17 protein-coding genes are annotated in these 12510 nt (G+C 75.6%); 11 read left to right on the forward strand and 6 right to left on the reverse strand.

What is annotated here, in order from left to right:
- Positions 1–249: 249 nt before the first annotated feature.
- Positions 250–963, reverse strand: a complete 714-nt coding sequence (locus HNR12_RS26925) for an aspartate/glutamate racemase family protein (RefSeq protein ID WP_179770173.1) — start codon at positions 961–963, stop codon at positions 250–252.
- Positions 964–1039: 76 nt separating this feature from the next.
- Here HNR12_RS26925 and HNR12_RS26930 point away from each other — a divergent pair, with 76 nt between their 5' ends.
- From HNR12_RS26930 to HNR12_RS26940, 3 genes are all read left to right on the forward strand, one after another.
- Entirely contained in the window at positions 1040–1972 is a 933-nt protein-coding gene (locus HNR12_RS26930) for a LysR family transcriptional regulator (protein WP_179770174.1), read from the forward strand.
- Between the two features lie 216 nt (positions 1973–2188).
- The gene (locus HNR12_RS26935) at positions 2189–2464 is read left to right on the forward strand and encodes a hypothetical protein (protein WP_179770175.1); all 276 of its coding nucleotides are present in this window, start codon (positions 2189–2191) and stop codon (positions 2462–2464) included.
- A 40-nt stretch (positions 2465–2504) separates the two neighbouring features.
- Positions 2505–2930 (forward strand): VOC family protein, encoded by a 426-nt coding sequence (locus HNR12_RS26940; RefSeq protein ID WP_179770930.1) that lies wholly within the window; start codon positions 2505–2507, stop codon positions 2928–2930.
- Between the two features lie 69 nt (positions 2931–2999).
- Here HNR12_RS26940 and HNR12_RS26945 read toward each other — a convergent pair whose 3' ends face one another.
- From HNR12_RS26945 to HNR12_RS26960, 4 genes are all read right to left on the reverse strand, one after another.
- Positions 3000–5774 (reverse strand): FAD-binding and (Fe-S)-binding domain-containing protein, encoded by a 2775-nt coding sequence (locus HNR12_RS26945; protein WP_179770176.1) that lies wholly within the window; start codon positions 5772–5774, stop codon positions 3000–3002.
- Between the two features lie 228 nt (positions 5775–6002).
- Complete coding sequence (locus tag HNR12_RS26950) at positions 6003–6464, reverse strand: hypothetical protein (protein ID WP_179770177.1); 462 nt, start codon at positions 6462–6464, stop codon at positions 6003–6005.
- Positions 6465–6595: 131 nt separating this feature from the next.
- Positions 6596–7006, reverse strand: coding sequence for an SH3 domain-containing protein (locus HNR12_RS26955; RefSeq protein WP_179770178.1), 411 nt, complete (start codon positions 7004–7006; stop codon positions 6596–6598).
- A 202-nt stretch (positions 7007–7208) separates the two neighbouring features.
- Complete coding sequence (locus HNR12_RS26960) at positions 7209–7607, reverse strand: VOC family protein (RefSeq protein ID WP_217782147.1); 399 nt, start codon at positions 7605–7607, stop codon at positions 7209–7211.
- A 64-nt stretch (positions 7608–7671) separates the two neighbouring features.
- On the opposite strand from HNR12_RS26960, the gene HNR12_RS26965 reads away from it, so the two are divergent.
- Positions 7672–8394, forward strand: coding sequence for a TetR/AcrR family transcriptional regulator (locus tag HNR12_RS26965; protein ID WP_179770179.1), 723 nt, complete (start codon positions 7672–7674; stop codon positions 8392–8394).
- A 205-nt stretch (positions 8395–8599) separates the two neighbouring features.
- A complete protein-coding gene (locus HNR12_RS26970) occupies positions 8600–8950 on the forward strand; it encodes a DUF3817 domain-containing protein (protein ID WP_179770180.1) in 351 nt (116 codons plus the stop codon).
- 94 nt (positions 8951–9044) lie between these two features.
- Here the strand turns inward: HNR12_RS26970 and HNR12_RS26975 are convergent, their stop codons facing one another.
- Entirely contained in the window at positions 9045–9530 is a 486-nt protein-coding gene (locus HNR12_RS26975) for a carboxymuconolactone decarboxylase family protein (RefSeq protein WP_179770181.1), read from the reverse strand.
- Positions 9531–9783: 253 nt separating this feature from the next.
- On the opposite strand from HNR12_RS26975, the gene HNR12_RS26980 reads away from it, so the two are divergent.
- The 6 genes from HNR12_RS26980 to HNR12_RS27005 all read left to right on the forward strand — a co-directional run bounded on the left by HNR12_RS26980 (position 9784) and on the right by HNR12_RS27005 (position 12407).
- Entirely contained in the window at positions 9784–10725 is a 942-nt protein-coding gene (locus HNR12_RS26980; protein ID WP_179770182.1) for an RNA polymerase sigma-70 factor, read from the forward strand.
- 266 nt (positions 10726–10991) lie between these two features.
- Positions 10992–11252: a 30S ribosomal protein S18 gene (gene rpsR, locus HNR12_RS26985; protein ID WP_179770183.1), complete on the forward strand. Its 261-nt coding sequence runs from the start codon at positions 10992–10994 to the stop codon at positions 11250–11252.
- 60 nt (positions 11253–11312) lie between these two features.
- Positions 11313–11549 (forward strand): 50S ribosomal protein L28, encoded by a 237-nt coding sequence (rpmB, locus tag HNR12_RS26990; RefSeq protein ID WP_179770184.1) that lies wholly within the window; start codon positions 11313–11315, stop codon positions 11547–11549.
- 1 nt (position 11550) lies between these two features.
- Entirely contained in the window at positions 11551–11856 is a 306-nt protein-coding gene (rpsN, locus tag HNR12_RS26995; protein WP_179770185.1) for a 30S ribosomal protein S14, read from the forward strand.
- 61 nt (positions 11857–11917) lie between these two features.
- Positions 11918–12082: a 50S ribosomal protein L33 gene (gene rpmG / locus HNR12_RS27000; protein WP_179770186.1), complete on the forward strand. Its 165-nt coding sequence runs from the start codon at positions 11918–11920 to the stop codon at positions 12080–12082.
- A gap of 76 nt (positions 12083–12158) precedes the next feature.
- Positions 12159–12407 (forward strand): type B 50S ribosomal protein L31, encoded by a 249-nt coding sequence (locus tag HNR12_RS27005; protein ID WP_179770187.1) that lies wholly within the window; start codon positions 12159–12161, stop codon positions 12405–12407.
- The last annotated feature ends 103 nt before the right edge of the window (positions 12408–12510 follow it).

Raw genomic sequence — 12510 nt, forward strand, 5'->3', positions numbered from 1 at the left:
ACGCCGACGAGGGGTTCGACGACGTCGGCGTAGAAGGAGCGGGCGAGGTCGAGGCCGGGGCGGACGTCCGTCATCTCCGTAACGCTACGGAGCGTGGCCAGGGGTCAACCGGTTGCCGCACCGTCCGGCAAGTCGGACATATGTTAGGAATCTACGTCGTAAAGGTCGTTCTGTCGGTGGCGCCGCCACCTACTGGTGGAGCGGCGCAGCCGGGCGAGCCCCGGCGAAGGCCGGAGCCTCCCCCGCGCGTCAGTCGGCGGGGGCCGCGGCGGGCGCCAGGGCGAGGTCGAGGGCCGCCTCGACGTGCAGGCGCGTGGAGTCGAACACCGGCACCGGGCTGTCGCGCTCGCCGATGAGCAGGGTGATCTCGGTGCAGCCCAGGATCACGCCCTGTGCGCCGCGCTCGGCCAGCCGGGCGATGATCCGGCGGTACTCCGCGCGCGAGGACTCCTCGATCCGGCCCCGGGTCAACTCGTCGTAGATGACGGCGTCCACGACGGCGCGGTCGGCCGCCTCCGGGACCACCACCTCCACCCCGCGGGCGCGCATGCGGTCCCGGTAGAACGGCAGCTCCATGGTGTGGCGGGTGCCCAGCAGGCCCGCCCGGCGCAGGCCCGCCCCGGCCAGCCGCTCGGCCGTGCAGTCCACCAGGTGCAGGAACGGCACCCCCACCGCGGCCTCCACGGTGTCGGCCACCCGGTGCATGGTGTTGGTGCACAGCAGCACCAGGTCGACGCCCGCGCGCTCCAGGCCCCGGCCCGCCTCGGCCAGCGCCGCGCCGGCGGCGGCCCAGTCCCCGGCCCGCTGCATCGCCGCGACCTCGGCGAAGTCGAGGCTGTGCAGGACCACGCGGGCGCTGTGGTGGCCGCCGAGGCGCTGCCGCACCCCCTCGTTGAGCAGGCGGTAGTACTCCGCCGAGGACTCCCAGCTCATGCCTCCGATGAGGCCGATCGTTCGTGTCATGCCCCCATCGTGGCCCGCTCCGCCGCCCCTAGGTAGCCCTGACCTTCTTGGCCAGGACCCAAGGGATACTTATGGCATGACCGGCCCCGACCCCCACCGCCTGCTCGTCTTCCGCGAGATCGCCCGCGCGGGCTCCATCGGCGGCGCGGCCCGCGCGCTGGGCTGGACCCAGCCCGCGGTCAGCCAGCACCTGCGCGCGCTCGAACGCCAGGCCGGCCTGCCGCTGGTGGTCCGCGTGCCGCGCGGGGTGCGGCTGACCGAGGCGGGCGCGGTGCTGCTGCGCCACGCCGAGGCCGTCGCGTCGCGGCTGCGGGCCGCCTCCGACGACCTGGCCGCGCTGAGCGACCTGCGGTCGGGCACCGTGCGGCTGGCGGCGTTCCCCTCGGCCGGGGCGACCCTGGTGCCCGCCGCGATCGGGCTGCTGGCCGAGCGCCATCCCGGCCTCGACGTCGGGCTGCGGGAGGCCGAGCCGCCCGAGGCGCTCGACCTGCTGCGGACCGGCGCGGTGGACGTCGCGGTCGCGTTCGCCCACGCCGGGGCGCCGCCGCCGGAGGAGGCGGGCCTGGTCGGCTTGCCCCTGGGGGCGGACCCGGTCCGGCTCGTGGTGCCGGCCGCGCGCACCGGGCCGGCGGCCGGCCTGGCGGACCTGGCCGGGGAGCGCTGGATCGCCGGCTGCGAGCGGTGCACGGCCTCCCTGGTGCGGGCCTGTGCCGACGCGGGGTTCGCGCCCGACATCCGGCACGCCACCGACGACTACGTGGTGACCCAGGCGCTGGTGGCGCGGGGGCTGGGGGTGGCGCTGCTGCCCGGACTGGCCCTGGCCGCCTTCCGCCACCCCGAGGTGGCGGTGCACGACGTGCCGGGGGTGCGCCCGCGCGCGCTGCACGCCTTCCACCATCGCGAGGCCGACCAGATCCCGGCCGTCCGCGCCGCCGTGCTCGCGCTGCGCGACGCCCGCCGCGCCGACCAGGCGTCCGCATCCGGCCAGGCGCCGCGCGCGGGCTCCTGACCCGGCCGGCGAAGGGCCCCGCGAGCGGCGGCGACGGCGCCGGAACCGGCCCGGAGGAGGGCCGGTGCGCCGCTTGCGGCCCCCTCGACGGTTCCGGGGCGGCCCGGCATACTCGTCCCCGTCGGCGTTTTCCGGCACCGAGACCGGCACCGAAAACCGGCGCGCGGGTTCGCGGCGCGCCGCATCCCCCGCCCGCCGAGTGACAGGGGCCCTCCCATGGCCGAGCGACCACGACGGCGCAACCCGGTGGCGGTGGCGGTCCGCGCGATGACCGGCCGCCGCGAGGTCGAGTGGTACGGCACCGCCCTGCTCGCGACGGGGATCCCGGTGCTGATGGCCGGCGTGATGGGCCTGCTCCTGGTGGTGCAGGGCGACGACGCCCTGCCCTTCGCCCTGCGCTGCCTGGTGGTCGGCGCCGTCCTCACCGCCGCCAGCCTCGGGCTGCGTTCGTACTACCGGCGCGCGTACGAGGGCGGCGGCGCCGGGAAATGACGCCGCGGGCGCCTATCCTCGGGACATGGCCGTTCAACGCATGGACCACGTCGGTGTCGTCGTCGACGACCTCGCGGCGGCGACCGCGTTCTTCGTCGAACTCGGTCTGGAGGTGGAGGGCGAGGTCTCGGTCGAGGGGCCCTCGGTGGACCGCCTCGTGGGGCTCCACGACGTCAAGAGCGACATCGTGATGCTGCGGACCCCCGACGGCCACGGCGGGATCGAGTTGACGCGGTTCCGCGCGCCGGCGGCGGTCAGCGCCGAGCCCGAGGACCTGCCGCCCAACACGCTGGGCCTGCGGCGCGTCATGTTCGCCGTCGACGACCTCGACGACACCCTCGCCCGCCTGCGCACCCGCGGCGCCGAACCCGTCGGCGAGGTCGCGCGCTACGAGGACAGCTACCGGCTGTGCTACGTCCGCGGCCCCGAGGGCATCATCGTCGCGCTGGCCGAGCAGCTGGGCTGAGCCCCGCGCGGGAGGGCGGCCGGGCGGGCCGCCGCCCCGGGGCCGACCGCGCCGCCGCCGGGGCGCGCTTCAGGCCGTGGCCTCCTCCAGCAGCTCCAGCAGGTGGCGGTAGGGCCGGCCGGTGGCGCGCGCCAGGCCGATCTCGCAGGTGCGGTTGACCGACGCGTGGGCGGCGCACCCGGCCGCGGCCACCGACGCGGCCTCGGCGCGGGTGGCCGAGGCGGTCAGCTCGGGGTGCAGCAGGCCGCGGTCGCCCGCGAACGCGCAGCACTGCCAGTCGTCGGGCACCACCACCCGCTCGGCCACGGCCTCGGCGACCACGGCGATGGCGGGGTCCAGGCCCAGCCGGGTGGCCGAGCAGGTGGGGTGCAGGGCCAGCGAGGGCAGGCGGCGCCGCACGGTGAGGCGCGGCAGGAGGCGCTCGGCGGTGAAGGCCACCGCGTCGACCACCTCGACCTCGGCGGCCTGGGCGAGGCGGTCGAACCCCTCGGTGCAGGAGGCGGCGTCGCTGACGACGGGGATGCGGCCCTTGTCGGTGGCCTCGGCCAGGGCCGCCGCCACCCGGCGGCGCATGGCCGCGTAGCCGTCGGTGTAGCCCTTGGACGACCACGGGGTGCCGCAGCACAGGCCCGCCACGCCCTCGGGCACCCGCAGCCGGACGCCCGCGCGCTCGGCCAGGCGCCCGAAGGCGGCCATCACGCCCGGCCCGCCCTCGGCCGGGGCGAACAGCGTGTTCAGGCACGAGGGGACGTAGACGGCGTCGGCCTCGGCCGCGCGCACCGGGCGGCGCCGCCGGCCGCCGCGCGGCAGGTCGGGGGTCCACTGGGGCACGGCCTCGGCGCCGGCCACCGCGCGCGCCGCACGGCTGGCGGCCTCGGGCACCCGGCCCGGCGCGGCGGCGGCGGTGTCCAGGGCGAGGTTCATGGCCCGGGTGACGCCGTCCCAGTGCCGTGCCGCGGTCTTCCAGCCCTGCTGGGCGAGGCGGCCGTGGCGCTCGGCGCGCAGCCGCTTGGTCAGCTCGCCGGTGTTGATCTGGACGGGGCAGGCGGTGGCGCACATGCCGTCCACGGCGCAGGTGTCCACGGCGTCGTAGCCGTACTCCTCCTCCAGCCGGCGGGCCAGCGCGTGGTCGCCGGCGGCCTGGGCGGCGGCCAGTTCCCGGCGCAGCACGATGCGCTGGCGCGGGGTGGTGGTCAGGTCGCGGCTGGGGCACACCGGCTCGCAGTAGCCGCACTCCACGCACCGGTCCACCTCGGGCTCCACGGCGGGGGAGACCTTGAGGTCGCGCAGGTGGGCGCGGGGGTCGTCGGTGAGGACGACACCGGGGTTGAGCGTGCCGCCGGGGTCGCACAGCCGCTTGACCTCGCGCATGACCTCGTACAGTTCGTCGCCGTACTGGCGGCGGACGAACGGGGCCATGACGCGGCCGGTGCCGTGCTCGGCCTTGAGCGTGCCGCCCCGGTCGAGGACGGCGGCGACCATGTCCTCGGTGAAGTCGGCGTAGCGCCGCACGTCGGTGGCGAAGTGCTCGTTGAGCATGAAGTGCAGGTTGCCGTCTTTGGCGTGGCCGAAGATGACGCTGTCCTCGTAGCGGTAGCGGGCGAACAGCGCGGTGAGGTCGCCGCACAGGCCGGCAAGTTCGGGCACGGGGACGGCGACGTCCTCCAGCAGCGCGGTGGTGCCGCTGGGGCGCGCCCCGGCGACCGCGGCGTAGAGGCCCTTGCGGATGTGCCACAGCGCGGCCCGGGCGGCGGAGTCGCGGCTGAGCCGCGCGGGGGCGGCCAGGCGCAGGTCGGCGAAGACCCGTTCGGCGGCGCGCTCGCGCTCGGCCAGCGCCTCGGTGTCGGCCTCCTGCCACTCCACCAGCAGGGCGGCGTGCTCCTCGACGGTGAGGGCGCGCAGCACGTCGCCGGCCTTGGGGTCGGCCTGTGCCACACGCAGGGACTCCGCGTCCAGCAGTTCGACGGCGGCGGGCTCGGCCTCCACCAGGCGCGGCATGGCGTCCATGGCCGCGCGCAGGGTGGGGAAGACGAGCAGGACGGTGGCGGCCAGGGGGTGGGCCGGGACCGTGCGCAGCACCGCCTCGGCGACGAACCCGAGCGTGCCCTCGCTGCCCACGGCCAGGTGGGCGAGGATCTGGGCGGGGGAGTCGTGGTCCAGGAGGCTGTTGAGGCCGTAGCCCATGGTGTTCTTCAGCGAGAACTGGGCGGTGATGCGGCGGACGGAGTCGGGGTCGGCGCGCACCCGGTCGCGCAGCCGCTCCAGGCCGGCGGCGAGGTCGGGCTCCAGCGCGCGCAGGCGGGCGTCGGCGTCGGGGGCGCCGGTGTCCAGGACGGTGCCGCCGGCCAGGACCAGGGTGAGCGACTCCAGGGTCCGGTAGGTGTTGGCGTGGGTGCCGCAGGTCATGCCGCTGGAGTTGTTGGCGACGACGCCGCCGATGGTGCACGCCGACTCGCTGGCGGGGTCGGGGCCGAGCTTGCGGCCGTAGGGGGCGAGCCGGGCGTTGACCTGGCGCAGCACGGCGCCCGGCTGGACGCGCACGCGTGCGCCGTCGTCGAGCACCTCCACGGAGCGGAAGTGGCGGCGCGTGTCGACCAGCAGGTTGCCGCTGACGGCCTGCCCGCTCAGGCTGGTGCCGCCGGAGCGGAAGGTCAGGGGCAGGCCCGCCCGCAGGAGCGCCGCCACCTGGCCGGTGTCGCGTGGCACGAGCACGGCCTGGGGGGTGAGCAGGTAGTGCGAGGCGTCGTGGGCCATGCCGAGCCGGTCGCTGACCCGCGTCCGGGCGATGCCGGGGACGGCCGTCTCGACGGCGGACAGGACGGCGCGGTCCGGCGTTTCGATCACGGTGGTGCTCCCCCTCGCTGGTGTGGGCGCGGGCCGGGCCGGACCACCGGCGGCACCCGGGCGGGCCGGGCGGCCTTGGGCGGTGGTGCCCGGAGCGCCAGGTCACGCGGGTCGAGGATACTCGCGCGCGCACCGCCCGCCGCGGACGACCCGCCCTGCGGCGCCGCCCGGGGGCGCAGGGCGGGGCCGGGCGGTTAGGCGGCGGTGGACGCGGCGGCGGGCCGGGGGTCAGCCCAGCGGGCCGCCGGGCTTCCAGCCCTCCTCGGCCAGGGCGGCCACGGCGGGGTGCTCGCGGGCGTGGCGCTCGGGGCGGGGGGCGAGGAACCGCCAGGGGAGCCGGTGCTGCCGCACGCCCAGCCACAGGCCCAGCCAGGCCAGGGTCCAGATCCAGGGGAAGACGATCTGCCAGGAGTCGGCCCAGGGGTCGCCGCCGAGGTAGGAGCCCGCCATCAGCACGGTGGGCAGGCCGGTGACCAGGGCCGAGCCGAGGAAGACCCATCGCGTGACGCGTTCGACGCCGTGCCCGAACCAGCACCGCGCGCACCGGGGGATGTTCACCCACGCCCGCTCCGAGCGCACGTGGACCGCCACGAGCAGGGGCGTGTACTGGGCGTTCCGGTACATGTCAAAACGCAGGTAGTCGCCACCGCGAATCGGACCGGAGCAGAACCAGCACTCGACGGGGTTCATGGGGGAAAGAATAGCGACGGCGGCGCCGCTAAACGGATGATCAGGATTTTCGGGCGAAAATGCTCGGCCTTTTCCGGAATTGCGGGGGTGCCGCGGGAACGGCGGAGCCCCGCCCCGTCGGGGCCGGCGGGTCACCGGCCGCACCACACCGTGCTCCCCCCGTAGGAGATCAAGTCGTTGTCCACCCAGCCCGCGACGTTGGTGCGGACGTTGCGCACATAGGTCCACCGGTCGCCGTGGCGGTTGATGGTGAAGCAGTGGTAGTCGAGGCGGTCGCCGCGCTGGGCCTGGCCGAGGGAGGGGCAGGTGACCCCCGAGCCGGAGCGCATGTTGAGGCCGTCGGTCAGGGGATAGCCGACCACGGTGCTGTTGTCGGCGGGCGCGGACGTGCCGCAGGGGTAGTGCAGGAGGCTGACGTCGGCGGGCGGCTCGGCGGGAGCGGCCGAGCCGGACGCGGCGGAGGCGGGCGGCGCCGGGACCGCGAGCAGGGCTGCGGCCATGGCCAGGGCCGCGGCCGGACGGGCGAGGCGAGAGGCGGGCACGGTTCCTCCAGGAGAGCGGGAGCGGCTGCCCTCGCATCACAGCACGCGCCTGGGCACCTCGCGCGGGGTGGAACCCGCCCCTGGCTCCGCGCGCTCGGCCGTGGTAGGGGCCCCGCCGGACGGTCGGCCTGCCGCGCCGCCTCCGTCGGTGAGGCGGCGCGGCGGGCTCTCAGCCCGTCAACTCGTCAGCCCTTCGGGCCGGTCAGACCCACTGGACGAGCTGCCAGATGAGCCCGTTGGGGTCGGCGAACTGGCAGAAGCGCTCGCCCCACGGCTCGGTCTCGGGCTCGGTGACCACCTGCGCGCCGGCGGCGGCGATGCGGGCGAACTCGGCGTCGAGGTCCTCGACGACGAACACGATCAGCATCCCCTGTCCGGCGGGACCGGCGATGGAGGCGGGCTTGAAGGTGCCCAGGCCGGTGCGCAGGAAGATCAGGTTGAGGGCGGCGTGGGGGTGCGCCAGGGAGACGAAGCCGTCGTCCGACATCGCCTCGGTGAACCCGAAGTGCTCCTTGGCGAAGGAGGCGGACGCCGCTACGTCGGGGACATTCAGGGACAGGGCGGTGGCGGTGGTCTTCAGGGGAGCCTCCCGTGGTCGCAAAACTATGTACGATGTACAAGGTAACAGACGGCTCGGGTATTCCCGACATCGGAGGAGGATTTCCGTGGCCCGTGACCTGATCGACCTGCTGTGGCGCGACCACCCCTCGGCACCGCGCGGCGGGGCTCGCGGTCCCCGGGCGCGGGTGTCGACCTCGCGGGTGGTGGACGCCGCCGTCGCCCTGGCCGACGCCGAGGGGCTGGCGGCGGTCACCGCGCGGCGGCTGGCCGGCGACCTCGGGCTCTCCACGATGTCGCTGTACACCCACGTGGGCTCGCGCGACGACCTGCCGGTGCTCATGGCCGACGCCGTCCACGCGGCCGCGCCGCGCCCGCCCCACACCGAGGCCGACTGGCGCGCCCGGGTGCGCCGGGTCGCCGAGGCCAACCTGGCCCTGCACACCGACCACCCGTGGCTGCTGGAGGTGGCCGACCAGCGCACGGCCCTGGGGCCGGGCACCATCGCCAAGTACGACCACGAACTGCACGCCCTGGACCCGATGGGGCTCTCCGACGTGGAGCGCGACGCCGCGCTGACCTTCGTCCTGGACTTCGCCCGCGCCGCCGCCCGCGCCCGGCGCCCCGACCCGCACGCCGCGGAGATGGCGGAGTCCTGGCCGGAGACCGGCCGCCGCCTGGCCGCCTACCTGGGCGCGGACCACCCGCTGGCCCAGCGGGTGGGCGCCGCGGCGGGCGCGGCCAACAACGCCGCCTACAACCCCGAGGCCGCCTGGCGCTTCGGCCTGGACCGCGTCGTGGCCGCCCTGGAGCCGCTGGCGGCGGAGTGACGGCCGCGCCGGAGGCGCGTGCCGGGCGGGGCGGTGCACCGGGGGAGCCGGCGGAAGCGGCGCGGGCCGCGCGCGGCGGGAGCCGCGACCGCGACCGCGGCCCCGGATCCGGACGCTCCGGGGGGCGCCTTAGCCTGTGAGCGGCAAACGGCGCGATACGCGCATAACGCCCCGGCCGAGCCATTCCAAGGAACCGAGGAACACCGTGAGCATCAGTCCCCGCGTCGCAGCGGTCGCCTTCCGCGTGGTGGCGATCATCGAGGCCCTGACCTGGATCGGGCTGCTGGCCGGCATGTACGTCAAGTACCTGGGCAGCCGCAGCGAGGCGGGTGTGGAGTTCTTCGGCCCCGTGCACGGCGGCGCGTTCATCGTCTACGTGGCCGTCACCCTCGCCGCGGCCGTCCACCTGCGCTGGAACGTCTGGTCGACCCTGCTGGCCCTGGCCGCCTCCGTCCCGCCCCTGGCCACCCTCGCCGCCGACTGGTGGCTGCACCGCACCGGCCGCCTCACCCCCGCCCCCGGGCGGTCGGAGCGCACCCCCGACCCCGTGTCCTGACCCGGCGGGGCGATCGCCCGGCGCCCTGAGAGGCGCCCCTGCGGGCGGGCCGGACCAAATCGCCCGGTCCGGCCCGCCCGCCCGCGTCCGGCGGTCAGTCCAGGGTGCCGGCCATCATGCCGGGCTCGTAGGAGCCCCCGGCGTTGCGGACGATCACGTTCATGCGGTTGGCGGCGTTGATCATGGCGATCACGGCGATCAGGGCGCCGATCTGGTCGTCGTCGAAGTGCCTGCGGACTTCGGCCCAGGTCGCGTCGGAGACGCCGTGGTGGGCGTCGGCGAGGCGGGTGCCCTCCTCGGCGAGGGCCAGGGCGGCGCGCTCGGCCTCGGTGAACACCGTGGCCTCGCGCCAGACCGCGACCAGGCTGAGGCGGAGCGGCGTCTCACCGGCGGCCGCGGCCTCCTTGGTGTGGATGTCGACGCACAGGCCGCAGCCGTTGATCTGGCTGATGCGCAGCCGGACCAGCTCCTGCGTCGTCTTCGGCAGCGACGCCCCCTCGGTGACCATCCCGGCGGCGTGCATCCGCTTGGCGAACTTCGCGGCGGTGGGGCTGTCGAACAGGTTGAAACGGGGCTCCATGGCGTCGTCCTCGCGGTTTGTCGGATACGGACGCCCACAAGATGCCGACGGCCGCGCCCCCGTGACAGGGTCGCGGTGTGACGCGGCGCACAGGCGCGGGCCGGGTCCGGACGCGGCCCGGCGCACACGGGAGCCCGCGCGCCGGGCGCGCGCCCGCGTGCGGCAGAGTGGGCGGCGATCGCCGCCGATGTGTCACAGACCGGCGGCGGCCGGTGTCCTGTGAGCGACACCGCCGAGAGGAAGAGGAGCCGACATGGCCGCCACGTCGTCAACCACGCCCGCCGACCACGTGCGGCCAGGGAGCCGGGACGGGGAAGGCGACCCCGCCACCGAGGCGTTCGTGGCCCACCGCAACCTGCTGTTCACGGTCGCCTACGAGATGCTCGGCTCGGCCGCCGACGCCGAGGACGTGCTCCAGGAGACCTGGCTGAAGTGGGTGGGCGTGGACCTCGGCCAGGTGCGCGACCGGCGGGCCTACCTGGTCCGGATCGCCACGCGCCAGGCTTTGATCCGGCTGCGCACGCTCGGCCGCCGCCGGGAGACCTACGTCGGGCCCTGGCTGCCCGAGCCGCTGCTCACCTCGCCCGACGTCGCCGAGGACGTCGAGTTGGCCGACAGCGTCTCGACGGCGATGCTGCTGGTGCTGGAGACGCTGGCGCCCAACGAGCGCGCGGTGTTCGTGCTGCGCGACGTGTTCGAGTTGGACTACGGCGAGATCGCGCGGGCCGTCGACAAGACCCCCGCCGCCGTCCGCCAGATCGCCCACCGGGCGCGGGCGCACGTCGCGGCGCGCCGCCCGCGCGGGCCCGTGTCGCCGGCCCAGACCCGGGGCGCGCTCGCGGCGTTCCAGCGCGCCGTGGAGACCGGCGACCTGCAGGGCCTGCTCGACCTGCTCGCGCCCGACGTCGTCCTGGTGGGCGACGGCGGGGGGATCAAGCAGGCGCTCCCGAGGATCATCACCGGCGCCGACAAGGTCATCCGGCTCCTGGAGATGAGCAGGCTGCGGCTGCCCGGCGAGACGGCGGTCGAGTGGGCGCAGATCAACGGCCGCGCCGCGCTGGTCATGCGCGTCGACGGCGAGGTCGACAACGTCGTGACCGCCCAGGTCGAGGACGGCCTCATCACCGGCCTCTACGTGGTGCGCAACCCCCAGAAGCTGTCCCGTGTCGAGCGGGAGACCGCCATGAGCCGCTGATACCGGTGGCCGCCCGACGGCGGCGCCACCGGGCGAGCGGACGAACGGGGTCCACCGGCCGGCCACCCTCCGGGGTGGCCGGCCGTTCGCGTTGGCGGGGAAGGCGGCGGCCGGGCGGGCGCGGTGTCCGCCGCCCGGGAGGCGTGTGCGTTGGGGTGCCGCACGCAGGTAGTATGAAAACGGTTATCGTTTTCATCATGGGTCGCGGGCGCCGCCCTGCGCGCACCCGACCCGCACGACAGGCACCACACACTCGGGAGGCAGCCATGACCTCGGCATCGGGGCGGTCCCGCGGGCGGCGCACGCCGGCGCGGTTCGCCAACCCCCTGGGCGACGCGGACTACGTCGACTACAAGGACACCGACCTGCTGCGCCGGTTCATCTCCGACCGGGGCAAGATCCGCAGCCGCCGGGTCACCCGCGTCACGGCGCGCCAGCAGCGGCTCCTGGCGCGGGCGATCAAGAACGCCCGCGAGATGGCGCTGCTGCCCTACCCGTCCGCGCCGCTGCCGCGCGGCAGGTCCTGACCCGCCCCGTCCGGCCCCGTCCCGGCCCGCACCGGCGACGCACCAGCGAAAGGAACCCGCATGTCCCGCATCTGCCAGGTGACCGGCAAGGCCCCCGCCTTCGGCAACGCGGTCTCCCACTCCCACCGCCGCACCCGGCGCCGGTTCGACCCCAACATCCAGCGCAAGCGCTACTGGCTGCCCAGCGAGAACCGCTACGTCCGGCTGACCGTCAGCACCAAAGGCATGAAGGTGATCGACGCGCGCGGCATCGAGCGCGTGGTCGCCGACATCCGTGCCCGAGGGGAGCGGGTCTGACATGGCCAAGACCAGCAAGATCGCCCGCAACGAGCACCGCAGGCGCGTCGTCGCCCGCTACGCCGAGCGGCGGGCCGAGCTGAAGCGGATCGTCAAGAGCCCCCGCAGCACCCCCGAGGAGCGCGCCGCCGCAGTGTCGGAACTCCAGCGCCAGCCCCGCGACGCCAGCGCCACCCGGGTGCGCAACCGCGACGCCGTCGACGGCCGCCCCCGCGGCCATCTGCGCCGGTTCGGGCTCTCGCGCATCCGCTTCCGCGAGATGGCCCACCGGGGCGAGCTTCCCGGAGTGACCAAGTCCAGTTGGTGACCGGCGCCCGCCCCGCCCCGGCGGGCGCGCCCCGCACCGACCCCATCAGCCGAGGAGACCCATGGCACGCGACCGCGCACGCCCCATCGTCAAGCTCGCCTCCACGGCGGGCACGGGCTACGTGTACGTGACCCGCAAGAACCGCCGCAACACCCCCGACCGCCTGGTGCTGCGCAAGTACGACCCCCTCGTGCGCCGCCACGTGGAGTTCCGCGAGCAGCGCTGAGCCGCCCGGCCCGCCCAGCGCTCCGCCCGCCGCCGCGCCGGGCCCGCACCCGCCCACCCGGAGAAAGGACACCGCCATGCGCCCCGACATCCACCCGCCCTACCACCCGGTCGTGTTCCGCGACCGCGCCGCCGACTTCGCGTTCCTCACCCGCTCCACCGCCACCGGCGACACCACGATCGAATGGGAGGACGGCAACACCTACCCGGTCATCGACGTCGAGATCTCCTCTGCGAGCCACCCCTTCTACACCGGGCAGAGCCGCGTGGTCGACACCGCCGGCCGCGTCGAGCGCTTCAACCGGCGCTACGCCCGGACCAGGTAGCGCCGCCCACGCCTCCGGCACGCGAAGACGCGAGGCCGGGAAGCCGTGGAAGCCGACAAGCCCAGGCGCCCCGGGAAGAGGGGCAGCCCAGCAGACAAGGAGA

Origin of the sequence: Streptomonospora nanhaiensis (genome assembly GCF_013410565.1) — a bacterium.
GTDB classification, from domain to species: Bacteria; Actinomycetota; Actinomycetes; order Streptosporangiales; family Streptosporangiaceae; genus Streptomonospora; species Streptomonospora nanhaiensis.